Source organism: Parabacteroides sp. Y3-G-102, from assembly GCF_023656845.1.
GTDB lineage: Bacteria > Bacteroidota > Bacteroidia > Bacteroidales > Tannerellaceae > Parabacteroides > Parabacteroides distasonis.
Genome location: NZ_JAMOKU010000052.1, coordinates 13,897 through 37,899, shown reverse-complemented (window position 1 = coordinate 37,899; position 24,003 = coordinate 13,897). Strand labels below are relative to the sequence as shown.

Sequence of the window (24,003 nt, the reverse complement as noted above, 5' to 3'; positions counted from 1 at the left end):
AGGGAACGCCATGCGGCAAGGGGCTGAGCTGTCAGCCCCGACGAGCTTTCCATGCACGATAAATTGCATAATCATGCTAATTATCGTTAACCGTATTCAATTTTCTTATTATAGTTCATGATTCTTTATTAGAATGTTTTGTGTGGGAAAAATGCTTGCCACCTATTCTGAATACATTCAGAAACATGAGGATGAAAAGTATCGGAACTGAAATGATCGCTTTCTTGAATTTTTTATCTACTAAATAATCTGGTACCGCGATACTGAATGTTATACCTAATAATATGAGTAAACACCACCACTTTATAGATGCGACGAAATCAAGAACAGTCAGAATAATTGCGATTAAAATAATAAAACCTAATAATAAGACACGAGGAGGCATCATCCATTGGAAGAGTTTATCACAATAATCCCATTTCCCCTTAAGCATGGCTACGGGCATTTTAAAAATACCGGAAAACAGATTGGAGAATTGAGTTGTTAACCAACGCTGACGTTGATTGTAAAAATCTTTTTTCCCTCGTACCTTCTCATCATACGTATATACGTCCTCTAGATATTCAATATAGATATTCTGGAATAACAAGACTCGTTCCATATATTTATCTTCTCCGATACCGCTGTATCCCTCTATGGTTTCTTTGAATAGATCATATTCAAAAGCCATCCCGGAACCGCTTAGGGCGGACGAGAAACCTAGGCGGGTATGACCTTTACGGAAAATAGAGTTGTTGATTTCCTCACTGATCGAGTCTAAGACCGCCACACTGCTATCCCGGTTCTTCGCTACTCTATGTGTTTGTAAAACAGAGCATCCGGCATAAAGCGCATCATTGATCTTGCTTAAATAAGTGGGATCTACTATATTATCAGCGTCAAGGATGACTATATTATCATATTTTAAATTCCCTTTTTCAATATATTCAATGGCCTTTTGTAAGGCTTCTATTTTCGTACATTTGAGTGAATCTAGCTCGACAACCTTTATGGGCAATTTTTTTAGATCCTCTACGGTTTGAGCTGTCATTTGGTTGGAAATGACTATGATATCATATAGTTCTTTGGGGTATTCTTGCTGAAGAAAGCTATTTACGGAGTCAAGAATCACGATATCTTCCTTATATGCCGGAAATAAGACGGCGAATCTGTATTTCTTCTTGGCTATAGGATAAGTGTACAAAGGCTTTCGCTTAGAGTTGACCGCAAAAGTGAATAAGTACAGCACAAATATTAAGAAACATAGAAATAAAATCGCGTCTCCTAATAAATATAAGTTTTCTTGTTTTTCGATTAGGTATCCTCCTGTTTGAAAAAATTGTTCTATCATAGTACTTGATTATTTAAGATAGTTCTTTTATCCTTTTGTATATCTTGATCAAAATATGGGCCATTAAGAACAAACGTAAGTCCCATAAACGCGATCATCATAGTAGGAAATTGTCCCCAAAATGAGTTCGAATATGCGTTCAGAAACATGCCGAATATGCCACAAAGCAACCCAGATAGTTGTCCTTTTAATTCCGGATCCTTTATCTGATTTATGATGATCCATCCTCCTTTTGCTATGGAGATGAAGATCATACTAAGATAAAGAATCAAGCCGATGATTCCCCCTTCTACCCAAATTTTCACATACCAAGAGTCATTGGGTATAGATGTCGTAAAACGATTTGATACTTTCATTCCTAATCTATCCCCCGACAGTCCTAGCCCTTCTCCAAGAGGTTTGTATTTTAAGTAAGAGGCTAATTTCTTTTGGTTTTCGATACGCACGTTAAATGAGGCGTCTTCTGTTGGGTTAAAGGCTGTTCTCATTCTTCGGATAGTGCTATTACCTTGTCCTATCGTGGTAAACGCAAAGAATACATATATGAGAAGTAGGGTACATGCGGACCCTATAATTGTCGTTGTTTGTTTACTTATTATAGCATAAAGGGCCAACCCTCCTAAAGGAACAATTATGGTTCCTCTGGTTCCGGATGATAACATTACTATTAATGACAGGATAGCTACTATTAAATAATATATTTTATAAATAGGAGAGCGCATATAAAAGGCGGAAATTCCAAAGAACATAGAGGCGGCCGCTAAGTTCGCTCCCATATTGCTAGCATCCGTGAAAAATGAGAAATAACGGGTCCCGGACCAAATTATATGAGTGACATGACCTCCTTCATCTAACCATTTCTGTTCGTAAGCGTCAAATCCAATATATTTTTGCGCGAAGCCTTTCAGTATGGCAAGCAGGGTGAATAAAGACAAGGTAAAGAACAACGCTTTAAAAATTCTGTAACGAGTGCATAATAAAGACGCTAAGATTGTCATGATTAATCCATTGACAATCAATCCTCTCGATAGAACCCATCCTTCTAAGGAGGCCGTAGGATTAACTAATTCAAGAAAACAGTATAACATCCATACGGAAGATGTAATACTCAGCACATGAATGGCTCTTCTTAATTCAATATTCTGATAAAGTGAGGCATGAATAAAAATGATAACAAGAGCGATCACATATGATATATCCATAATTAAACTGATACCTTCTATTGGAAAATAACGAGTGATACCCATTATGAAATAGTTCAGTGTAAAAATCACGAATAATATGAGCCAAGGGTATTTCAGCAAAAGCATGCAGCCTATGCAAATTAAAGGGAAAAGCGAGATGATTCCGAAAGCCGGTATATTAGCGAATAACAAAGACGTAACGATTCCTCCTAGCCCTAATATCAAGATTAGGTTGGATAGCTTGAATGTAACCTCTTCACTTTGTTTGATGCTACTCATTCGACCTTGTTATTTTACAGCAGAGCTTGTTGACGTTAATCCCATGTACATCATCCTGTTCGCAAACGAGCGCATGGAAGTTTCCGGAGGAAGTTGCCCCGTGAAGTCTTCAACCGCTTCTCGTGACGCATTGTTCAAGTATAAGAACAATGGTGCGTTTTGGGTCATTTCCCGAAGGTATTTTACATATTCATCATCACTTCGTTTCCATACCCGACATGCATTTGCCACTAACAAGTTTACTTGTGCGGAGCGTAGTAGGCAAGGAGGGATTCCATTTTGTCGTATAGCGGGATATTCCACTAGAAGTATATCGGGACGCTTTTCAAAATGGATATGATTCTCGATTTTATCAGTGGTCAAGAATGCGGCGTCAATGGAGATCTCTTGTTCAACCCTTATATATTTCACGTTGAACCCCAAAGTCTCCCATTGATCTGATAAATATTTGCATATAAATGTCTTTCCTTCTTTTGGATCTATACTTAATATGTTTACACATAATGTCCTGTCCTTATGTAAGTATGGATTGAGCCGATTGCAGATATAAGAGGCGGAAATTCGATTACATGCTTTTACGAAGCCACGGAATTTTAACTGGGAGTTGCGCCCGGTGAAAGCTCCTAATATATTCATACCTGTAAGACGTTTGGCACGTTCTGCGTCCCTAAGAGTCCGGTCTAATAATTCTATAATTAAATTTAAGCCGACGATGAATAATAAGCTACCGATAAATGCGGCTATAATTAATAGTAATCGTTTACCTTTATCGCTAAATAAGGGATACGAAGGCTCTGAGATCGTATTTAATGTAGCTGAAGTTAATTGAATATTCTTCTGCTTCATTTTAGCCATATTTAAGGCATACAGAATTTGGATATAAGATTGTTCACTTAGGTTGATTTCTCGCTCCTGTTGCTTGATTCGCGTGCCAACGGGAGAATAAGTTTTATATAGGTTATCAAATTCTTGCTTACGCTTGTTCAATACACCTAGTTCCGCTTTTGATTTGGTATATAAAAGTGTTTGCTTTAGCCATTCATCTACTAAGCCTTCGATGGCTACACCTTCTTTACTCTCTTTGTATGAGTTTATTTGTTCGGTTAAAAGGGCTATTTTCTTTTCTGCGTCTTTTAAGTCTGTTTTATATCCCTGTAATTCCTCATTTGTGGCCTGTTTATCTTCAGAGGTGAAGGTTTCTATCTCTGTTATTTTTCCACTGATACGAGTGACGTCTTCCAATGTATTAATAAATTCCTCATTGGCCTTAATAAGCTTGGCTCGCATGAGCATGTATTTTTCTACATCTTCAATTAACTTTAACGAGCTTTCGTAATTTTTCTCCGCTTCCTCGTAACGGGTTGCGAAGTATTCATAATTTTGTGCGATAGCTCTTGTTTGCTCATCATAATTAATGACTTTATTTGCTACATTATAATCAGTAAGAGAATTTTCTTGCTGATTAAGTTTCGCTCGTACTTTCTTTAATTCTTCCTCGTAGTATTTGACAATATCATCAGCTGCTTGAAATCTCAAGCGATTATATGAGGCTTTCATTTCATCACTAATCAATTTTACGGTATTCCATGTAATGCCGGGATCTGTACTTGTATAAATAATTTCTATCAAGTCGCTATTACCTTGTCGTCTGATAATGATTTTGGAGAGTGCGGCATAACTGAAAAACGGAGTTTCACTATTAAATAGTTCTTGTAAGTAGTTACGGCTATCACTGTTTTTATATTCTTTTAATAATTCGAACGTTTTCTCAAAAGAGGCTGTATCAACTAGATTTAATATATCTTCAGGAATGGTTTCTTTTAAGTGCTTGTAATTTTTGGCTGTGATATAAAGATTATCTTCTTCTGGATTTCCATGTATTAAACATAAGGCTAGTAATTTTAAAGATACGGTTTCTAATGTACCTTTAGACTTTGTTAAACTGACTAAGTTGTCGTATGTGTTGGCTATGATTTGCCAGTCAGTCCTTTCTTCATTTGTCGTTAATCCAGTGCTTGATGCGATACCTGTATAAATAGAGGTGGAAACCGTATAGTTCTTCCCCATGAATTGGCTGAAATAGGCGACTAAAATCGTTATGATAAGAGTCCCGAATACTAATTGGTGCCGTATCCTGTAGAAGAAACGAGATATATATAATATGATGTCCATAGATTACCTATTAATAATTTTCACATTGGTAAGCATCTCTAGCAAAGTAACTGCATTATGTAGAGTGGCACGCCCTTCTTGATAAGATATATTGGCGTTGGAGCGTCTACCTCGTTCAAGAGATAGTGTAATAATATCAATTTTCCCATTAATAAAGTCTTGTTCTGATATCTTCATTTGCGCATTGTAGAGAGCCGCAGCGTCTGATTTGGCTTTTAGCGTGGCTAATTCTTGCAATACGCTGTTATAAGCCTCTAGGATTTTTAGCTTACGTTCTTCAATGGATATCTCATATTCATAATCCAATTGACGGAAACGAGCCTTCTTTGCCCGTATTTTCTGTCCTCTGCTGAAAACGTCTCCCAGAGGAATAGATAATGAGATACCGACACTATATGAATGTTGGTTACTACCTAAACTTGTAAAGAATAAAGGATCATCGATAGTCTCTGTGGAAGCGAATTGAACGATTCTACCGTATTGATATTGAGCGAAAGGCCTGAAATAGTTTAGCCATTCTCTACGGGTAACCTTCATCTCCGCATTTGCCTCATCCCGCCTAGCTTCATAGATACGGACAGATGGGTGTTCATATACAGACTCTAAAAAGACTGATAATGGAGGGAGCTGGACACGCTCATAATCATCTAACATGGCTTTTATCGAGTCATTTCCGGAAGTTACTTCTATAGCCGTCGCTTTGTCAAAATATGTTTTCTTCTGACTATAAACTAAAGTTGTATTAAATATCAATAATAGAACAAATAACTTCTTCATAGGTATAAATGTATTATCGATTGTACATATAATGCTATATTTATACATCTTCTTTCTGTATGAATGCTGTAAAGGTTTTTATTATTATCTTAACATCCATCCAAAAAGAAAAGGTATGAGCATATTTGATATCTAATTGTTTACGTTCCTCGGCGGACATACTACCAGAATTGCCACGTTTCTCTACTTGCCAGAGGCCTGTAAGGCCAGCAGGAGCCATGAAGCGTTGTATGTATTCGTCACTGGTCAGTAGCTCAGCTTCGTATATGGGAAGAGGACGATTACCAACGATGGACATGTCTCCTTTTAATATATTGAATAGCTGGGGAAGTTCGTCAATGCTGTATTTCCGGATAATATGGCCGATTCCCGTTATACGGGGATCATTTTCTAATTTGATGAAAGCGTTGGAGCGTTCGTGACGTTTTACTTTTAAATAGTCGTTTTCAGGAGTAGCGTCATTGTCGGAATATAAAATGATATTTTGCTCATCGTCTTTAAAAAAAGAAGCTTGCTTCTGTGAATTCACAGAAGTTGCTGAAGAGGCTACAGCCTCTTCAGCAATAGATTCCGTATACTGATTAAGTTTCTTATATTCAGCCAAGCGTTTGTCCGCATCCATATACATAGAGCGGAACTTATAAAAATCGAAAACCTTATAGTTGCTGCCTACTCGTTTCGACTTGTAGAAAGCGGGGCCTTTGTCCTCCAGCTTGATCCAAATCACCGTGATGATAAAGATAGGGGAGAGGCAGAGGAGCGCCATGGATGAGAAAATGATGTCGAAGACCCTTTTCCATAAAGGCAGCTTGAAAATGGCGAGATCAGGCTCTTTTATTTGAGGCTTACGCGCTTTTTCCATTCTCTTGCATTTCTCGGCGATACCCAGTAGCTTCACTAAATCTTCCTTAGAGGTAGACTCGGAGATGACACAGTCCGTTCCGGCTTGCAAATAGGATATTTTCTCCTCCCGGGTCATTTCCGGGGCGATTAATACGATATATATATTTTGAAACGTCTTATGCAAATGCATGATCGCAGGAATGTTTAACGTAGGATCTGTTTTCTCGATGAATACACAATAATCCATTTCTTCGGCAGGAAGAAGCGTGTTTTTCATCTGCAGAAGCGTTATACATTCTATGACCCCGGTGCCTAATGCCTTACGTAAACGTTCGGCCAACGGCACGTTATTACCGAAAAAGACATAATTCATTATCTTAATATTCGTTTTACCCTTACCCTTAATTCCTCTGGATTGAAAGGCTTCAAGATAAAGTCTTCCGCCCCTTCCTCAAACAAACGTATTCTATTTGAGCTGCTCTCTACGCTCGATAGGATCAAGACCGGTATATGGCTGAACATATCGTTCGCTTTTAAATAAACCAAGAATTCCTCTCCGGACATTTCTGGCATATTCAAGTCAGAGATGATCAAATCCGGTAAATTGCCTTCTTGAAGCCAAGCGATCGCTTTCAAAGGATTTTCTTTATAGGATACCTTGTAAGTACTTGATAAATAAAGCATGATTATCTTTGCGATTTCTTGCTTGTCATCCACTAAAAGAACAGATTTCTCCATAGAGTCGTATAATATTGTCGTCTTTTGTTTTATCTATTATGCAAATTTAGGATATTAAATTGAAAAAATCTATGTTTTTCAATTGTTTTTTTGAAAAAACAGTTCGGACTTTGAAAATAGGGGAAACTGCGATTTTTTGATTAAGTTTGTACGCACATAAATGAGATGAGTATTCGAAGATGCGTTGGAGGAAATATATAGATTTTGATGTTATTCATTTATTGGTTGGCGCTATTGCCGGGATGGGCTTGTCCTCTTGCCAGCCGGAGATGCCGGTGATCTCTACGATAACCGTGGAGGCGGATGGCCTGACGGTTCCCGTGAACCCGGATCTGTATGGTTTGACCATTGAGGAGATCAACCACGGGATCGATGGGGGGCTGTACGCCGAGCTGATCCAGAACCGGAGCTTCGAGGATGGCGTGCCACCCTTGAACTGCCCTTACGACGCCGCCCGGAACGTCTTGATTACCCCGAATGGATGGACGATCCCTTTCATGCGGGGAGATTCCGTACCGGGATGGAGGCGGATCGTCCCTAATACACAGATATACCCGGATATGAAGGAGCTGGTGAATGATAAGAACCGGCGGTCGTTGCTCGTGGCCGTATCGACTTCCGGGGAGTCGGGGCGCGGAGGCGTGATAGCCGAGGGATACCGGGGGATACCGATCCGGAAAGGGGAACGATACGATCTCTCGTTTTTCGCCAAGGGGGCGAATATGGTGCCCCGTACCATCCGGGTGGCCTTGGAGGACTCGATGGCTAATACGGTCTTGAGCGATGTGTTTCAGGTAGCGCCGCTATACGAGTGGAAACGATACAGGCATACGTTTACGGCTACGGAGGACGCGCCGAACGCGGTCTTGACGATCACGGCCGATACCTCCGCCGTGTTTTGGCTGGATGTGGTATCGCTCTTCCCGGAGGATACGTGGAAGGGACGGAAGAACGGGCTGAGACCGGACTTGGCGGCGCTGGTCGATTCCTTGGCCCCTCGTTTTATCCGTTTCCCCGGAGGCAGTTTCGTGGAGGGGTATACGGCGGGTACGTACCCTATCTGGAGGGAGACGCTGGGTGATATCTCGGAGCGTAAGCATTTCTGGAACGTATGGGCCTATGGTACGACGAACGGCATGGGCTACCACGAGTACTTGCAAATGTGCGAGGATATGGGGGCGGAGCCTATCTACGTTATTAATAGCGGGATCACGAGCCAAAGCCGCCGGCCCCGCTACGAGGATATCACGGCGATGGATAAGCTCACGGGAGATGCCTTGGACGCTATCGCCTACGCGAACGCCCCGGCGGATTCCCTGCCGGGCGCCCTGCGTGCGAGGAACGGGCATCCGGAACCTTTCAACTTGAAGTATGTCGAGATCGGCAGCGAGAACTATGGCGGGGAGTATTTCAGGCGCTTTGAGCTTTTCCGCAAGGCGATCAAGGAGGCCTATCCGGAGATTACCGTTATCAGCAGTTCGCCCCTCACGAAGCGAGGCCGTAGCGAGTGGGTGGATTCCCATTATTACGCCGGGGAGAATTTCTTCCTATCGAACTCCGGCCGGTTTAATAGCGACCGGTATTCCCGACGTTCGCCGGCGGTGTTTATCGGGGAGTTTGGGACGACGGAGCGGCCCTTGGCCGGTACGCTCCGGGCGGCGGTGGCCGAGGCCTGTTTCTTGGTCGGGGCGGAGGAGAACCCGGATATGGTACGCCGCTTGGCGTATGCCCCGGTATTGGGCAACGCCGGGTTCGAGAACCAGCGCCATCCGTTGATCTCTTTCAACACCCATCAGGCGGTGGTCTCTCCTTCCTACCATTTATTAAAGATGTTTACCCGCCATCGGGGGGATGAGGTGCTGAAGACGATCGTGGATACCTACGAGAAGCCACAGGTACGTACGGGCCGGGCGGGCGTGGAGATGTTTGATAATAGCTATGAGTTCAAGGACGTGCGGATCGACGGCGTGCCCGTATCGGATATATCCGTGATGAGCGGGGGATGGAAGGTCCCGGAGGCTGGTACGTTGGTGCCGGAGGCCAACCGGTGGAACCAGGTATTGTTCGGCGACTCTACGAGCTACGCCTATGAATATACGGCTACCGTCCGGCGTACGAAAGGTAGCGGGCAGATACAGCTTCGCCTCCGCGACAACGGGTGGACGGGCGAGCAGGCGGATTATATCGCCCTGACGATCGGGGCGGGAACGAGCGAGCTGTACCATCAGGTAGGTGGCGTGAAGGATAGCTTGGTCTCTCCCGTGCGGTTCCCTTTTGAGAGTAACCGGTGGTATACGGTTCGCATGACGTGCGAGTACGAGCGCGTCCGTTGCTATGTGGACGGCGTATTGCTGCATGAGGTGGATATGCGCCCGATCCCGTCGTTGGTATCCGTCGCTACCCTCGACAAGGAGAACCGGGTGATTTACTTGAAGGTCGTGAATACGACCCGCCACGAGGAGAAGACCTCTTTGCGTATCGAGGGAGTGAATATCCGTAACGAGGCGGAGCTGATCCAATTGAGAGGGGAGCCGGAGGCTCGTAATACGTTTGAGAACCCGGGGGCCGTAACGCCTGTCACCGAGCCTATCGTATTCCCGATGAGCGGCCCGTTTATCTATAATTTCCCGCCTAATTCAGTGACGATCTTGAAATTATACATGGAGTAGGTCAGATAGGGCAGGAGGGCCGGTACACTTTATCTGTATTTATCCTAACTTCGCGGCGACTTTAACAAAAAAATGTGTTATGGAACCAATGCATAAGATAAACAAGGTAGAGCTCCGGAGTTTGCAGCTTGAGGACTATACGCAGTTGTCGCAATCTTTCAAGAGGGTATACGCCGACAAGGATGTTTTCTGGACCCGCAAGCAGATCGAGACGTTGATACGGATATTTCCCGAGGGACAGGTCGTGACGCTGGTGGATGACCGGATCGTAGGATGTGCCCTCTCCATCATCGTGGATTATGACATGGTGAAAGGGGATCATACCTACGCCAAGGTAACGGGCAACGAGACGTTCAGCACGCATAATCCGAACGGGAATATATTATATGGTATAGAGGTGTTCATCCATCCGGACTACCGGGGCCTCCGGCTGGCCCGCCGTATGTACGAGTACCGGAAGGAGCTGTGCGAGAAGTTGAACCTGAAGGCGATCATGTTCGGCGGACGTATCCCGAACTATTATAAATACGCCGATCATATGCGTCCGAAGGAATACATCGAGAAGGTGCGCTCACGCCAGATCTACGACCCGGTGCTCACCTTCCAGCTCTCCAACGATTTCCACGTGCGGAAAGTGATGATGAACTATTTGCCGAACGACGAGGAGTCGAAGCATTGCGCTACCCTGCTGCAATGGGATAATATCTATTACCAGCCGCCTACGACGGATTACGTGGATAAGAAGACAACCGTGCGTGTCGGTCTGGTACAATGGCAGATGCGGCCTTATAAGACACTGGATGACGTGTTCGAGCAGGTGGAGTTCTTCGTCGACGCCGTGTCCGATTACAAGAGCGACTTCGTCCTTTTCCCCGAGTATTTCAACGCTCCGCTGATGGCCAAGTTCAACCATCTGGGCGAGGCGCAGAGCATCCGTGGGCTGGCCCAGTACACCGAGGAGATCCGTGAGCGATTCGTGAATCTCGCCATCAGTTACAATATCAATATCATCACCGGTAGCATGCCTTTGCTGAAGGAGGACGGGGCGCTATATAACGTGGGATACCTGATCCGTCGTGACGGCTCCTACGAGATGTACGAGAAGGTACATGTCACCCCGGACGAGCAGAAGAGCTGGGGACTCTCGGGCGGGAAGATGGTGAAGACGTTTGATACGGATTGCGCCCGGATCGGCGTGCTGATCTGCTATGACGTGGAATTCCCGGAGCTTTCCCGTATCATGGCCGACCAAGGGATGCAGATCCTTTTCGTGCCTTTCCTTACGGATACGCAGAACGGTTACTCTCGGGTTCGTGTGTGTGCCCAAGCCCGGGCGATCGAGAACGAGTGCTTCGTGGTGATAGCGGGCAGCGTGGGCAACCTGCCTCGTGTGCATAATATGGATATACAGTACGCCCAGTCGGGTGTGTTCACGCCTTGCGATTTCGCTTTCCCTACCGATGGCAAGCGTGCGGAGGCAACCCCGAATACGGAGATGATCCTTGTATCGGACGTGGACCTTGATTTGCTCAACGAGTTGCATACGTATGGTAGCGTGCGTAACCTTCGGGACCGTCGCCACGACTTGTATGAGTTGAGGGTAAAAAAACAGTAGTGTTTGCGGTTGAACACAATAGTATTCATGGTTGAACACAGTAGTGTTCGCTATTAAACACAATTATATTCGCCGGAAGAATGCAGTAGGGGCGGGATCTGTCCGCCTCCCGTGCCGTGTATGCGTGGGAGGGCGGACGAATCCCGCCCCTGCGGTTTATATCGGGGGGAGGATCGCTCGCTTCCCCCCTTCGGAAATGATCTTAATGACTTAGCATCTCAGCCGTGATCGGCGTGAATTTCTCGGCATCCGATTTACGGAGTTGTACGCTGCCGTCGTTCCAGTTGGAAGGCCAACCTCCGATGATGTGTCCAAGGAATACCAGCTTGATCTCGTGCAAGCCTTTTGCCAAGGCCGCGGAGGTGTCATGACGGGAGAAGCGTTTTACCTCGCCACCGTTATTGACCATCAACTTGCCGTCGATCCATACCTCCTCTAAATCCGAAGAGATGTAATAAACGCCATCCTCCGGGATATTCACGTAGCCGGTAGCGATAGCGGCGTATTGCTTCACGCCTCGCATGGATTCGGGGGCGGGCACTTGGTTGGTCAGCTCACGGGTCGTCTTGATGACCTGTTTCTTACCGGTCTTCTGAGCGGCCTCCAGATTATTTACGCTTAGGTACATGCCATCGAATACCTCCATGTCGAGGCCCGGGGTCGTCTTGGCTACCTCCTTGGCGGGAGCCAGCGTTTGTTTCTCCACGAGGATCGTGCGGGGCTTACCCATCTTGCCGGAAGGCAACACGGAAGCGATCTTCACGGTCGTAGTCTCGGTGATGTCGAAAGGAGCCGTATATACGGTAGATTCCGGGGTAGGCTCGGTGCCATCCAGCGTGTAGACCATCTTCATCGGACGGTTCGTGGTGAATGTCATGGTAGCCTTGTCCGTGAAAGCCACGAAGTTGCAAGAACCGTTCGGTTGCTCGGGCTGCGGGATGTAGTAGTTGATACCGTGTCCGTCTAGGCGAACCTGAGCGTTGTCCAGACGGCGTTCGAAGTCCTTGTAATCCTTCCGGTCCAGCGGGCTCCAAGCGATCTCGGAGAGGGCTAGGATACGAGGATAGATACGGTACTCCATGATGTCCGTGTTATAAAGGTACTCACTCCATACGTTGCATTGCACGCCCTTGATGAAATGCCCTTTACCGGCCGCTGCCAGCGTGTCGGGGACGGGGTTGTATTTATAGACCCGCTCCGCCGTGGTGAATCCTCCGATAGATACCGGGTTGATCTTGTAGTCGCCTTGGAACTGGTCGATATACATACCCTCGCTTCCCGGGGTCATGATCACGTCGTGGTTCATGCTAGCGGCGGCGATACCGCCTTCCTCACCTCGCCAAGACATTACCGTGGCCGATGGAGCCAGACCTCCCTCAAGGATCTCGTCCCATCCGATCATCTTCTTGCCGTGCTTGTTTACGACCTTCTCCATGCGTTGTACGAAATAGCTCTGCAATTTCTCCTCGGCGGAATGTTCCTTGTCGCCTTTCAAGCCTTCCTTACGGATACGGGCCTGACAAAGCGGGCATTTCTCCCAGCTCGTCTTCGGGCACTCATCGCCTCCGATATGGAAATACTCGCCCGGGAATAGGGGAGCTACCTCGGCGATCACGTCCTCGAAGAACTGGAAGGGCTCTTCCTTGCCGGCGCATAATACGATGTCTTCCACGCCCCAGATGATACGGGGAGTACCCTGCTTACCCTCGCAAGACAGCTCCGGATAGGCGGCGATAGCGGCCATCTCGTGTCCCGGAAGCTCTATCTCGGGAACGATCGTGATGAAACGATCCGCCGCGTATTTAACGATATCCTTCACCTCCTCTTGGGTATAGAAGCCTCCGTACTCGGTACCCTCGCCATCGATGCGCTTAGAGCCGATCTCGGTCAGTTTCGGATACTTCTTGATCTCGATACGCCATCCTTGGTCGTCGGTCAGGTGCCAATGCATGCGGTTGATCTTGAACAAGGCCAATACATCCAGCTGCTTCTTGATATTCTCTACCGGGATGAAATGGCGGCAGGGGTCTAGCATGATACCACGGTAGCCGAAACGAGGCTCGTCCTTGATAGATACGGCCGGAGCGGTCCATGCGATACCTTTCACGGCGGAAGGACTCTCGATCTCGGCGGGCAGCAATTGCAAGAACGATTGCATACCGTAGAAAAGACCTTGAGGGGTCTTGGCCTTGATACGGACGCCGCTGTCGGCTACGTCTAACGTGTATCCCTCGTCGTTTACGTCCAGAGAGCCGTCGATAACCAATGAGATACCGTCGGAGGTCTCTTTGTCGGCGGTAGCTATCTGGTAGCCTGTCGCCGTGTTCATTTTAGCCGCGAAGAACTCGGCTACGGTTTTCGCCTCCGGGGTGGAAGCGTAGATCTTCGTGTTTTTGTTTAGCTTGAAGTTTCCCTCGTTCTGCGTAAGGCTGACCGGTGTCGGGATGATGTTGATACCTTGGTTGTAAGCTTTCGCTTTACCGGGAGCATCATCACACGAGGCCATCAGGCCCAAGACAGCGCCGGCGCAGATTGTAGCAAGGAGCTTTTTCATAGAATTAAAAATTGAAAGTTGAAAATTGAATATTGTTTAGATGTTTTTGAGAGTTTAAAAAGAGAATTGAGAGTTGAAGATAAGATGCCGTTTGGCATCCTTTTCAATTCTCAATTCTCAATTTCCTATTTACCATGCGAAGATAGGATATTCCTTCATGATACCGTTCACCTTCTCACGAACGGCGCCGATGGTCTTATCGCATTCGGGAGCGGCCAATACGGTGTCGATCAGTTCCACGATCTCGCCCATAAGCGGCTCTTTAGCGCCACGGGTCGTGATAGCGGGCGTACCCACACGGATACCGGAGGTCTGGAAGGCCGAGCGGCTGTCGAACGGAACCATGTTCTTGTTCACCGTGATGTCGGCGGCTACCAAGGCTTTCTCGGCCACCTTACCGGTCAGGTCGGGGAACTTCGTGCGCAGGTCGATCAGCATGCTGTGGTTGTCCGTACCGCCGGAGATGATCTTGTACCCTTTGTCCGTGAAGGCCTTGGCCATAGCGGCGGCGTTCGCTTTCACCTGTGCTTGGTACGTCTTGTATTCCGGCTCCAAAGCCTCTCCGAAGGCTACGGCCTTGGCCGCGATTACATGCTCCAGCGGACCGCCTTGGATACCCGGGAATACGGCGGAGTCCAACAACTGAGACATCTTCTTGATCTCGCCTTTCGGTGTTTTCTTACCCCAAGGATTCTCGAAATCCTTACCCAGCAGGATGATACCGCCACGAGGACCCCGCAGGGTCTTATGCGTCGTAGACGTTACGATGTGAGCGTACTCCAGCGGGTTGTTCAGCAAACCGGCGGCGATCAGGCCTGCCGGGTGAGCCATATCGATCATCAATAAGGCGCCTACCTTGTCGGCTATCTCACGCATACGTTTGTAATCCCAGTCACGGGAATAAGCGGAACCACCGCCAACGATCAATTTCGGTTTCTCACGAAGGGCTACTTCCTCCATCTGGTCGTAGTCCACCCGTCCGGTATCTTCCTTTACATTATATTCGGTAGCGTGATAGAGAACGCCGGAGCTATTTACTGGTGAACCGTGGGACAGGTGTCCGCCATGCGACAGGTTCAACCCGAGGAACGTGTCGCCCGGATTCAATACGGCGAAAAATACGGCTGCGTTGGCCTGCGCCCCGGAGTGAGGCTGCACGTTGGCCCATTCGGCGTTGAATAGCTTTTTCAACCGTTCGATAGCGATCGTCTCACTTTGGTCTACTACCTCGCAACCCCCATAATAACGCTTGCCGGGATATCCCTCGGCGTATTTGTTGGTCAGACAGCTTCCCATGGCCTGCATGACCTGGTCGCTGACAAAGTTCTCGGAAGCGATCAACTCAATGCCTTTCAATTGGCGTTGGTGCTCCTTCTCGATAATGTCAAAAATGATGTTGTCTCTTTTCATTACCTCTTAAATTGGTTATTGCAATGATATGTTCCTCATTGAAAAGGAATCCTCGCGAATGTACTATATTATTTTAATACTATTTAAAAGATTCCGTTTAATTATTACAGATGCGCCGGAAACGGCTCCGCTTACCACTTGGTGAGGGTTACGTTTCTGAACTCAACCTCCTTACCCTCGCTCTGTAGCCCGATATGGCCTTCCTTCACCTTGTTGGTTCCGGTGTTCTGGTATACGCCGTTGATGTAAACGGTGATGACGCCGTCTTTCACGAAGATGTTCGCCTCGTTCCACTCTCCGGCGGGCTTCTCGCTGGACGGGTTCACGTTCTTTACGACAGGGAAGAAGGGACGTTCCTCTCCCGGGCGTTGCTGGTACTCGACAAGGTCGGAGCCTCCCAGCAGTACGAACAATCCGGCCCTCCCGGCTTGCAGGTTGCATTCGATACTGTTCGGGAAGGGATTCTGGAAATCTACGATGTGTAAGAAGATACCGCTATTGGCGTTGGAATCCCCATTCGGCCAACGCCATTCCACGTGCAATTTATAGTCGCTGTATTTCTCCTTGGTGTACATATAGCCGAAAGGCTGGCCGGTGATGAAGATCTTACCGTCGCGTACGGAATAGACCTGATCGGCGGGGACGGAGTTTTTGTCGACTACGAAATTCCAGTTAGACAGGTCTTTCCCGTTGAACAGTTTCTCGGTCTTCTGTGCGTTCGCCCCATCGGAGAAACAGAAGAGGGAAGCGGCTAATACAGCCAAAGATAGCATTCTTTTTTTCATGGCATTAAACTCTATTTATAGTATGATTAATCAACGATTAGTTTGCGATAGCGTACCCGTTTCGGCTCGGCGTCGCCCAAGGTCTTACGTTTGTATTCCTCGTACTCGGAATAGGTCCCTTCGTAGAAGACCACGTTGGAATCGCCCTCGAACGACAGGATATGGGTACAGATACGGTCCAAGAACCAACGGTCGTGAGAGACGACGACGGCGCAACCGGCGAAGTTCTCCAGCCCCTCCTCCAAGGCACGTAGCGTGTTCACGTCGATATCGTTGGTCGGCTCGTCGAGCAGCAATACGTTCGCGTCCGCTTTCAGCGTCAGCGCCAGATGCAGACGGTTACGCTCTCCTCCGGAGAGTACGCCGCATAGCTTCTCTTGATCCGCTCCTGCGAAATTGAATTTAGACAGGTAAGCGCGTGCGTTCACCTCCTTGCCGCCCATACGGATGAATTCTTGTCCGCCGGATACGACTTGGTAAACGGTCTTTTTCGGGTCTATATCCTTATGGGTCTGGTCGGCGTAACCTACTTGTACGGTCTCGCCCACCTCGAAGGTCCCCTTGTCGATGCTTTCCATGCCCATGATCATCTTAAATAAGGTAGTCTTACCGGCACCGTTTGGCCCGATGACTCCCACGATACCGTTCGGGGGAAGCATGAAGTTCAAATCATCGAACAGCAGCTTATCGCCGAACGCCTTTGCCACATGCTGTGCCTCGATCACCTTATTGCCCAAGCGAGGGCCGTTCGGGATGAAGATCTCCAGCTTAGCCTCACGCTCCTTCTGGTCCTCGTTCAAGAGGGCCTCGTACGAGTTCAGGCGTGCCTTACCCTTGGCGTGACGGGCCTTCGGCGCCATATTGATCCATTCCAGTTCACGCTCCAAGGTCTTACGGCGCTTGCTGACTTGCTTCTCTTCTTGAGCCATACGCTTCGTCTTCTGGTCTAGCCAAGAGGAGTAATTACCCTTCCAAGGGATACCCTCGCCACGATCCAGCTCAAGGATCCATCCGGCCACGTGGTCTAGGAAGTAACGGTCGTGCGTGATGCAGATAACGGTACCGGCATATTGTTGCAGATGTTGCTCCAGCCAGTCGATCGACTCGGCGTCCAAGTGGTTGGTCGGCTCATCCAACAGCAATACGTCCGGCTGCTGGAGCAGCAATCGGCAAAGGGCCACCCGGCGACGCTCGCCTCCGGACAGCGTATCCACCACCTGATCCTCCGGCGGACAACGCAAAGCGTCCATGGCACGTTCCAGACGGCTGTCGAGGTTCCATGCGTCCGTAGCGTCGATCTTGTCCTGCAACTCCGCCTGACGGTTGATCAAGGCATCCATCTTATCCGGATCTTCCAGCACCTCCGGATCGCCGAATCGCTCGTTCACCTCCTCATATTCTTTCAAGGTGTCCACGATCTCCTGCACGCCTTCCTGCACGATCTCCTTCACGGTCTTGCCCGGCTCCAACTTAGGATCCTGCTCCAGATACCCTACGGAATACCCGGGGGAGAAGACCACCTCTCCTTGATAATCCTTATCAATACCGGCGATAATCTTCAGCAACGTAGATTTACCGGAACCATTCAATCCGATGATTCCGATCTTCGCCCCATAGAAAAAGGACAGATATATATTCTTTAAAACCTGTTTTTGAGGCGGAAAGATCTTGTTCACGCCTACCATCGAGAAAATAATCTTCTTATCGTCTGCCATATAATTTTTTGTGTGTTAATTGGTTCCTTAACTTAAAATAATGGTGTACAAATCTACGTAAATATCTTTTATTTTACAAATGAACAAAGATCATAGGTATCAGATATCTACCGATTGCCAAGTTTGGCGTGTGGAGATTACTCGGTTCAATTCTCTTGTGCAAGAAGCCGGTAGATATGCTATTCCTCGGAAGTTGAGTTTTAGCGTTATCATAAATGAAGGGTAGGAGAGGTTGTGCGGCGTTGTGGTTAGGACTGTGCGATCTTGTGGCTTTAGGTTGTGTGATCCTAACGATTTAGGATTGTGGTTCGTCTTCGTCTCGTGAAGATATGTAACCGGTTTATGCATGATGTAATACGTGATGTAAAGTGCTTATATCTTGTTTCTTGCATTTGCTCCCCATGAAAAAACTAAAATTTACCCCTCTTGAAATTTGTATAATAAAATAAAACCCCCTATCTTTGCACTCGCATTACAAAAGTAACGCACAGGATGATTCGCTAGCTCAGCTGGTAGAGCACAACACTTTTAATGTTGGGGTCCTGGGTTCGAGCCCCAGGCGGATCACTGAAAACAAAAGAAAAATCAAGCAAATCCCTGATAATCAGACATTATCAGGGATTTCTTTTTTCTGGCAGATAGCAGAAAATAGCCGTTTCAAGCATATTGTTGGTGTGCAAATCGTGGTACATAAATCAGGCTGAAAAAAGTCCCACGATTTAGCTTCTTTCTCACTGATTCATAGCATTTTGCATGGTCGTACTTTGGAAGAGAATACATAGTTTTGTAACTCTAAAAACGATGTAAAAATGGCTAGAAAAACCTTCAATGTGCTATTCTTTATCAAGAAAGCCAGATTATTAAAGAATGGAGAAGCACCCGTGTGCATGAGAATTACTGTAAACGGCTGTATGGTAGATGTTTTAGTAAAAAGAAGCTGTCCTGTAAATCTATGGAATCAGACAAAAGAAAACTCCAAAGGAAAAGATCGTATGTCGGTGGAACTGAACCACTACTTGGAAATCACACGCTCTCGCATACACCAAATTTATAGAGAACTGGAATCCACAGGTAAGACTATTACAGTCGATCTTATGAGAAAGCTATATTATGGGGTGGATGAAGATAGTAAAACGCTATTGCAAGTATTCAGAGAGCATAACGAACAAAGCCGTAAGCTAATCGGTAAGGACTTCGTTAGTAAGACCGTTCAACGGTATGAAACCACTACCCGATATTTAGAGGAATTCATAAAGAAAGAATATCAATTATCTGATATTGCCCTAAACAACTTGGAAGCCAACTTTATTTCTAAGTTCGATGCTTTTTTGAAAATTGAAAAAGGTTGTGCGCAGAATTCAGCTATCACCCGATTGAAGAACTTGAAGAAGATTATCCGTATTGCTTTGGAAAACGACTGGATAAAGAAAGATCCGTTTGCTTACTATCGCTTCAAACTGGAAGAAACCGATCCTGAGTTCCTGACGATGGACGAGATTAAAATTATTCTTGCAAAAGAATTCACGATTAAGCGAGTAGAACAGGTACGTGACGTTTTTATCTTTTGCATTTTTACTGGATTGGCGTTCAGCGATGTGAAAGATTTATCACCCGAACACTTGGTAAAAGACAACAAAGGGGAGCTTTGGATAAGAAAGAACCGCCAAAAGACAAAAATCATGTGCAACATTCCTGTGCTGCCTGTAGCAGCTTCTATACTTGATAAATATAAGGATGTGGCAGAGTGTACCGGAAAACTTTTACCTGTATTGTGTAATCAACGCATGAACAGTTATTTGAAAGAAATTGCCGATGTGTGCGGAATTCATAAAAATCTTAGCACTCATACGGCCAGACATAGCTATGCCACTTCCGTGTGCCTTGCAAATGGCGTAAGTATGGAAAATGTAGCCAAGATGTTAGGTCATGCAGATACCAGCGTGACGAAACACTACGCACGGGTACTGGATCAGAATATTCTAAAGGATATGCAGAAAGTGAATAGCTGCTTGTCGGAATTGGCTATATAAATAAGGCAGTAGCCAATATAGAAAAAAGGATTGGGAATAATGAACTTCATTTTCTCAACCCTTTTCTTTTAAAGTAAGTTTTCCAGAACCCAATATGAAGCATTGACAAAGGTAATTTCCGTATTTAGCCTGTTCAAGTCCAAGCCTTCGGTTTAGATAAAAATCTTCCTCTCATTGCATTTCGAGCGTATTTTTATCTAAAGACTTGCACAGACTAAATACTTCACTGGAAAAGTCAATGATTCAAATTAAATTCCGAAAAACAATGTTTTTGTGAGTGGCAGATTATTCTTTCCAACTTTCAAAATAATGCTTTTGGAGCAGTTTATCAATATCACTTTGCCGATAGATGATTTTACCTTTTATCTGGATAAAGGGGATTAAGCCTGTATCTCGCCATTCTTGCAGGGTTCGCAGGCTGACATTCAGTTTTTTAGAAACCTCATGATTGGACAGAAAACGTTCTCCGTTCAGGTGGGGCTTATAGTGCTTGACAATTGATTCAATACCGCTTAGCATTGAGTCGAGCGAAGAAATAAATTCTTTGACTTGTGGTGTATCTTTATTTATTAATTCCATGATTGAAAGATTGTTTTATTGAAATATTGATTTTAAGATGGCTAGATAGCGAATCAGTTAGAGATTAACTGGTCGATTGATTAGTTACGCAGATAGTCACCCAATGACGAAAGGTTTAGCACATCTTTCGCTGGATCATAATCTATGTAAATCCGTTTAGGAGCAGGAGCAATAAAATACTGGCTACCGTCTTTCTGTATTTCATAAGTAGAGGGTGAAGCCTGTTTGGTGGTTTCCGATACATATATAATAGAAAGAAGATACTCTTTGTCGTTCCGATAGATGATAACCGTAGGATTCAGATTAACACTTTCCCATGTGCCGACAATGGAAAACAAGTTGAAGGACGGATAATATTCTTTAGTTCTTTTCATAAGGCTTGATTTGTTTGGGTGACTGATTTTGTGTTTCACTGTCCGCAATAATTCTTTCAATATCGGAAGACTTATAATAAATCTTGCTCCCTATTTGAGAATAAGCCAGTCGCCCACTACTTCGGTAATATTGCAGCGTTCGCTTGCTCAAGCCTAACAACAGGCACACTTCCTGACTATCCAGCCAGTTTTCTACTTTTTGAGAATGACTGCTGCACAAACTCTCTATCCGTTTGGCAAACTCCGTGAAGCTCTCGCAGACATACGAAAATGTTCTTTTTTCGATGGTTACTACTTCCATACATTTAATTTTTAATGGTTAATAAAACGTGTTGATTCTATTTTCATCGGCAAATGAAAGAAGAATCAAGAGCCGTTTTCTAAACTGTCCGAGAGTGGTATAAAAAGACTGTTTATGGCAAAATGACACATGAATAATTTATTAGTCATAATACTCTTGCGGCACAACTATCAAAATGAATCCGAGTTAATTAATGGCGACAAGCTAAATAGATAAAAGGTAGAATGACAGAAAAGAGAAGTTTTATATGATACATTTTTAGCATATTCGATTAATCATTACTAAAATGGGAATCATGAAAAGATTAAAGTAGTTTTTACACATGATTTATAACCTGCGTATTAATAATAGCCATGGAAAGAGGTCAGAATAAGAATAACAAGAGGATACGGTAGAGGCAATACACGTACTTATGACTATGGTTTGGCGTGAAGTGGCTCTGCTGATAGTTACATACCCTTTTTTGTATCCCTACAAATAGGGATTGTTTTATAGAAAATACCCATTTGTATGGATTGTTTTATTTTTGAAATACAACGTACTTTGTATTCTAATAACAGGAACTACGTTCTGACCTATGCAAACAACAAAAGAATATACACATAAATTATTGTTGGAAACAGCAAGGAGAGCCTTTTTCAAGAAGGGCTTTAAGGCTGTGTCTATGCGTGAAATATCCAAATTGTCGGGTATCGGTCTGAGCAACATCTACAATTATTATCCTTGTAAGGACGATTTGTTGGCTGACGTGTTGCATCCGCTTTTGGAGGCGATGAACAGTATGCTGGAAGATCATAATCGCCCGGAGGCCTTTTCTTTGGATGTCTTTACCTCCGAAGAATATCATCGCTCATCCATGAAGGAGGTAATGAACATCGTAAGACGGTATCGTGAAGAATTTAAGTTACTTTTTTCATCTATCCAAGACTCTCGTTTCAATGATTATTGGGAACAATGGATTAAAAGAAGTACAGTAATGGGTATAGAATATATGGAAGGTATGAAAAAGCTCTACCCTGATCTGCATACCGATATTTCTCTATTCTTTATGCACTTCACCTGCTCATGGTGGGTTAATATGATGAAAGAGGTGGTGCAACATGAAGAGCTTTCCAGTGAAGAAATTGAATGTTTTATTGGTGAGTATATCCGCTTTAGCACAGGAGGCTGGAAAAGGCTCATGAATGTAAAAATAGAAAGATGAAAACAAATAGAAACATCCACACATCCTCCTGCCTACAATGCAACCCTTGTGGAAGCGGTTGTACAATTGTGGACAATCGGATTTCTTTCGTATTCGATTCGGAAAAGAAGCACTTTAGCCATCTTCTGTTCGACCCGACACCCGTTGCTTGCATGGGCAGATGCGGCAGGTCTTGTCAAGCAGGATTTCGCTTGGTGCAGGAGGCTAAATACCGCACCACTTCGGTAGAACAACTAAAAACAATCAATATATGAGTATCACCAACATCATCTGTAACGGCGAAATAACGCTTGTGCAAGGAGTAAACGGACTTTTCCTCTGCGAGGAATCGTGGGTAACACAAAGCAGAAAATCTGCTCTGCCCAGAGAGGCTTTGAACAAAGAGACTATTAGAATTAAAAAAGAATGCATCGATATTGAACGTCCAGAGACTGATTTTCCAGACTTAACTTAGTAACAGATGTATGAAACATCCCATTTTTAATAATAATAATTCATCGTATCAAGCGAGTCGCCTGCAAAGAGCGACTCGCTTTGTTTTTGAACAAAATAGATTTTCGTTCTCTTTTGAAGTACTAACTCCCAATCTGTCATAGCCATGTCACAACAAGTATTTGTTCCATTTCTTCTGACACTGTTTGCCGGTATATCCACCGGCATAGGCAGTGCCATTGCTTTTTTCGCCAAACGCACCAACACGTCGTTTCTTTCTCTATCGCTGGGCTTTTCGGCGGGAGTCATGATTTATGTATCGTTTGTCGAACTGTTTACCTCTTCTGTGCAAACACTTGTGGAGATGCACGGCAAATCAGAAGGAACGTTTTATGCCACGCTCTCTTTCTTCGGGGGTATCGTGTTGATATTGCTCATCGACAAGCTAATTCCTCGCTACGAGAATCCGCATGAAATGCACCGGGTGGAAGAAATGAGTGAAAAAGCGAAAATACAATTAGACGTGAAGCCCAAATTGCTACGTGTTGGCATGGTAACAGCCTTGGTGCTGGCTATCCACAATTTCCCGGAGGGTATGGTTACGTTTCTTGCTGCCCTAAAGGATGTGAACATTGCCATACCCATTGCCATCGCCATTGCCATACACAACATACCGGAGGGTATTTCGGTATCCGTTCCTGTTTTTTACGCTACAGGCAACCGCAAGAAAGCCTTTTGGTTCTCGTTTTTGTCTGGATTGGCAGAGCCGGTGGGAGCCGTCATAGGCTATCTCGTGCTGGCTCCGTTCCTCGACGACAATGTGTTCGGCATCATCTTCGGCATGATTGCTGGCATCATGGTATTTATCTCGCTCGATGAGCTGTTACCCGCAGCAGAAGAATACGGTAAGCACCACCATGCCATCTACGGTTTGGTGGTAGGCATGGCGGTCATGGCACTAAGCCTGCTGATGCTGGGTTAGCAAGAAGAAGTAATATAGAAACAATAAATA

General features: G+C 45.4%; 20 protein-coding genes and 1 tRNA gene. 8 read left to right on the top strand and 13 right to left on the bottom strand.

Annotation, left to right across the window (positions count from 1 at the left end; translation table 11 throughout):
- Positions 1 to 115: 115 nt before the first annotated feature.
- From NBH16_RS19820 to NBH16_RS19795, 6 genes are read right to left on the bottom strand one after another with little or no spacing between them, the layout of a single operon-like run.
- On the bottom strand, positions 116 to 1,330 hold the full coding sequence (locus NBH16_RS19820; RefSeq protein ID WP_250788992.1) for a glycosyltransferase family 2 protein: 1,215 nt from the start codon (positions 1,328 to 1,330) through the stop codon (positions 116 to 118).
- On the bottom strand, positions 1,327 to 2,793 hold the full coding sequence (locus tag NBH16_RS19815) for an O-antigen ligase family protein (RefSeq protein WP_250788991.1): 1,467 nt from the start codon (positions 2,791 to 2,793) through the stop codon (positions 1,327 to 1,329). Before NBH16_RS19815 ends, NBH16_RS19820 begins: the two co-directional genes overlap by 4 nt.
- 9 nt (positions 2,794 to 2,802) lie before the next feature.
- Positions 2,803 to 4,965, bottom strand: coding sequence for a GumC family protein (locus tag NBH16_RS19810; protein ID WP_008771988.1), 2,163 nt, complete (start codon positions 4,963 to 4,965; stop codon positions 2,803 to 2,805).
- Positions 4,966 to 4,968: 3 nt separating this feature from the next.
- Positions 4,969 to 5,742 carry a TolC family protein gene (locus tag NBH16_RS19805; RefSeq protein WP_250788990.1) on the bottom strand — a complete coding sequence of 258 codons (774 nt, stop codon included), beginning with the start codon at positions 5,740 to 5,742 and terminating at the stop codon, positions 4,969 to 4,971.
- A 40-nt stretch (positions 5,743 to 5,782) separates the two neighbouring features.
- Positions 5,783 to 6,958, bottom strand: coding sequence for a sugar transferase (locus NBH16_RS23325; RefSeq protein WP_196007010.1), 1,176 nt, complete (start codon positions 6,956 to 6,958; stop codon positions 5,783 to 5,785).
- Positions 6,958 to 7,323 (bottom strand): response regulator, encoded by a 366-nt coding sequence (locus tag NBH16_RS19795; protein WP_005856577.1) that lies wholly within the window; start codon positions 7,321 to 7,323, stop codon positions 6,958 to 6,960. The genes NBH16_RS23325 and NBH16_RS19795 overlap by 1 nt, the downstream gene beginning before the upstream one ends.
- 179 nt (positions 7,324 to 7,502) lie before the next feature.
- Between NBH16_RS19795 and NBH16_RS19790 the strand changes: the two genes are divergently transcribed.
- Together NBH16_RS19790 and NBH16_RS19785 are read left to right on the top strand one after the other, a co-directional pair.
- Positions 7,503 to 9,992, top strand: coding sequence for an alpha-L-arabinofuranosidase family protein (locus NBH16_RS19790; RefSeq protein WP_250788989.1), 2,490 nt, complete (start codon positions 7,503 to 7,505; stop codon positions 9,990 to 9,992).
- A gap of 79 nt (positions 9,993 to 10,071) precedes the next feature.
- Positions 10,072 to 11,607, top strand: a complete 1,536-nt coding sequence (locus NBH16_RS19785; RefSeq protein ID WP_005868392.1) for a carbon-nitrogen hydrolase family protein — start codon at positions 10,072 to 10,074, stop codon at positions 11,605 to 11,607.
- Between the two features lie 202 nt (positions 11,608 to 11,809).
- Here the strand turns inward: NBH16_RS19785 and NBH16_RS19780 are convergent, their stop codons facing one another.
- The 4 genes from NBH16_RS19780 to ettA form a co-directional block, all read right to left on the bottom strand.
- Positions 11,810 to 14,161, bottom strand: a complete 2,352-nt coding sequence (locus NBH16_RS19780; protein ID WP_005868393.1) for a family 20 glycosylhydrolase — start codon at positions 14,159 to 14,161, stop codon at positions 11,810 to 11,812.
- A gap of 129 nt (positions 14,162 to 14,290) precedes the next feature.
- Complete coding sequence (glyA, locus tag NBH16_RS19775; RefSeq protein WP_005856586.1) at positions 14,291 to 15,571, bottom strand: serine hydroxymethyltransferase; 1,281 nt, start codon at positions 15,569 to 15,571, stop codon at positions 14,291 to 14,293.
- Positions 15,572 to 15,702: 131 nt separating this feature from the next.
- Entirely contained in the window at positions 15,703 to 16,356 is a 654-nt protein-coding gene (locus NBH16_RS19770; protein ID WP_121960926.1) for a 3-keto-disaccharide hydrolase, read from the bottom strand.
- Between the two features lie 26 nt (positions 16,357 to 16,382).
- On the bottom strand, positions 16,383 to 18,071 hold the full coding sequence (gene ettA / locus NBH16_RS19765) for an energy-dependent translational throttle protein EttA (RefSeq protein WP_005856590.1): 1,689 nt from the start codon (positions 18,069 to 18,071) through the stop codon (positions 16,383 to 16,385).
- A gap of 494 nt (positions 18,072 to 18,565) precedes the next feature.
- Here ettA and NBH16_RS19760 point away from each other — a divergent pair.
- Both NBH16_RS19760 and NBH16_RS19755 read left to right on the top strand, forming a co-directional pair.
- Positions 18,566 to 18,638: transfer RNA gene (locus NBH16_RS19760), tRNA-Lys, on the top strand.
- Positions 18,639 to 18,880: 242 nt separating this feature from the next.
- A complete protein-coding gene (locus tag NBH16_RS19755) occupies positions 18,881 to 20,101 on the top strand; it encodes a site-specific integrase (protein WP_048927366.1) in 1,221 nt (406 codons plus the stop codon).
- A gap of 285 nt (positions 20,102 to 20,386) precedes the next feature.
- Here the strand turns inward: NBH16_RS19755 and NBH16_RS19750 are convergent, their stop codons facing one another.
- The 3 genes from NBH16_RS19750 to NBH16_RS19740 all read right to left on the bottom strand — a co-directional run bounded on the left by NBH16_RS19750 (position 20,387) and on the right by NBH16_RS19740 (position 21,355).
- A complete protein-coding gene (locus tag NBH16_RS19750) occupies positions 20,387 to 20,680 on the bottom strand; it encodes a helix-turn-helix domain-containing protein (RefSeq protein ID WP_005868396.1) in 294 nt (97 codons plus the stop codon).
- A gap of 80 nt (positions 20,681 to 20,760) precedes the next feature.
- Positions 20,761 to 21,054, bottom strand: a complete 294-nt coding sequence (locus NBH16_RS19745; RefSeq protein WP_005868398.1) for a DUF3876 domain-containing protein — start codon at positions 21,052 to 21,054, stop codon at positions 20,761 to 20,763.
- On the bottom strand, positions 21,041 to 21,355 hold the full coding sequence (locus tag NBH16_RS19740) for a helix-turn-helix domain-containing protein (protein ID WP_048927365.1): 315 nt from the start codon (positions 21,353 to 21,355) through the stop codon (positions 21,041 to 21,043). The genes NBH16_RS19745 and NBH16_RS19740 overlap by 14 nt, the downstream gene beginning before the upstream one ends.
- Positions 21,356 to 21,932: 577 nt before the next feature.
- On the opposite strand from NBH16_RS19740, the gene NBH16_RS19735 reads away from it, so the two are divergent.
- The 4 genes from NBH16_RS19735 (at position 21,933) to zupT (ending at position 23,973) form a co-directional block, all read left to right on the top strand.
- Positions 21,933 to 22,559: a TetR/AcrR family transcriptional regulator gene (locus NBH16_RS19735; RefSeq protein ID WP_002560569.1), complete on the top strand. Its 627-nt coding sequence runs from the start codon at positions 21,933 to 21,935 to the stop codon at positions 22,557 to 22,559.
- The gene (locus tag NBH16_RS19730) at positions 22,556 to 22,813 is read left to right on the top strand and encodes a hypothetical protein (RefSeq protein WP_005868401.1); all 258 of its coding nucleotides are present in this window, start codon (positions 22,556 to 22,558) and stop codon (positions 22,811 to 22,813) included. The genes NBH16_RS19735 and NBH16_RS19730 overlap by 4 nt, the downstream gene beginning before the upstream one ends.
- Positions 22,810 to 23,013 (top strand): hypothetical protein, encoded by a 204-nt coding sequence (locus NBH16_RS19725; protein ID WP_005868403.1) that lies wholly within the window; start codon positions 22,810 to 22,812, stop codon positions 23,011 to 23,013. Before NBH16_RS19730 ends, NBH16_RS19725 begins: the two co-directional genes overlap by 4 nt.
- Positions 23,014 to 23,157: 144 nt before the next feature.
- Positions 23,158 to 23,973 (top strand): zinc transporter ZupT, encoded by an 816-nt coding sequence (gene zupT / locus NBH16_RS19720; protein WP_005868405.1) that lies wholly within the window; start codon positions 23,158 to 23,160, stop codon positions 23,971 to 23,973.
- Positions 23,974 to 24,003: the final 30 nt, after the last annotated feature.

Bases quoted from the DNA above. Each gene is read 5' to 3' on its own strand.
- NBH16_RS19780 (WP_005868393.1), bottom strand. From the start codon at position 14,161: ATGAAAAAGCTCCTTGCTACAATCTGCGCCGGCGCTGTCTTGGGCCTG.
- NBH16_RS19735 (WP_002560569.1), top strand. From the start codon at position 21,933: ATGCAAACAACAAAAGAATATACACATAAATTATTGTTGGAAACAGCA.
- NBH16_RS19810 (WP_008771988.1), bottom strand. From the start codon at position 4,965: ATGGACATCATATTATATATATCTCGTTTCTTCTACAGGATACGGCAC.
- NBH16_RS19785 (WP_005868392.1), top strand. From the start codon at position 10,072: ATGGAACCAATGCATAAGATAAACAAGGTAGAGCTCCGGAGTTTGCAG.
- NBH16_RS19750 (WP_005868396.1), bottom strand. From the start codon at position 20,680: ATGGAATTAATAAATAAAGATACACCACAAGTCAAAGAATTTATTTCT.
- NBH16_RS19795 (WP_005856577.1), bottom strand. From the start codon at position 7,323: ATGGAGAAATCTGTTCTTTTAGTGGATGACAAGCAAGAAATCGCAAAG.
- NBH16_RS19790 (WP_250788989.1), top strand. From the start codon at position 7,503: ATGCGTTGGAGGAAATATATAGATTTTGATGTTATTCATTTATTGGTT.
- glyA (WP_005856586.1), bottom strand. From the start codon at position 15,571: ATGAAAAGAGACAACATCATTTTTGACATTATCGAGAAGGAGCACCAA.
- zupT (WP_005868405.1), top strand. From the start codon at position 23,158: ATGTCACAACAAGTATTTGTTCCATTTCTTCTGACACTGTTTGCCGGT.
- NBH16_RS19745 (WP_005868398.1), bottom strand. From the start codon at position 21,054: ATGAAAAGAACTAAAGAATATTATCCGTCCTTCAACTTGTTTTCCATT.
- NBH16_RS19730 (WP_005868401.1), top strand. From the start codon at position 22,556: ATGAAAACAAATAGAAACATCCACACATCCTCCTGCCTACAATGCAAC.
- NBH16_RS23325 (WP_196007010.1), bottom strand. From the start codon at position 6,958: ATGAATTATGTCTTTTTCGGTAATAACGTGCCGTTGGCCGAACGTTTA.
- ettA (WP_005856590.1), bottom strand. From the start codon at position 18,071: ATGGCAGACGATAAGAAGATTATTTTCTCGATGGTAGGCGTGAACAAG.
- NBH16_RS19755 (WP_048927366.1), top strand. From the start codon at position 18,881: ATGGCTAGAAAAACCTTCAATGTGCTATTCTTTATCAAGAAAGCCAGA.
- NBH16_RS19820 (WP_250788992.1), bottom strand. From the start codon at position 1,330: ATGATAGAACAATTTTTTCAAACAGGAGGATACCTAATCGAAAAACAA.
- NBH16_RS19740 (WP_048927365.1), bottom strand. From the start codon at position 21,355: ATGGAAGTAGTAACCATCGAAAAAAGAACATTTTCGTATGTCTGCGAG.
- NBH16_RS19725 (WP_005868403.1), top strand. From the start codon at position 22,810: ATGAGTATCACCAACATCATCTGTAACGGCGAAATAACGCTTGTGCAA.
- NBH16_RS19815 (WP_250788991.1), bottom strand. From the start codon at position 2,793: ATGAGTAGCATCAAACAAAGTGAAGAGGTTACATTCAAGCTATCCAAC.
- NBH16_RS19770 (WP_121960926.1), bottom strand. From the start codon at position 16,356: ATGAAAAAAAGAATGCTATCTTTGGCTGTATTAGCCGCTTCCCTCTTC.
- NBH16_RS19805 (WP_250788990.1), bottom strand. From the start codon at position 5,742: ATGAAGAAGTTATTTGTTCTATTATTGATATTTAATACAACTTTAGTT.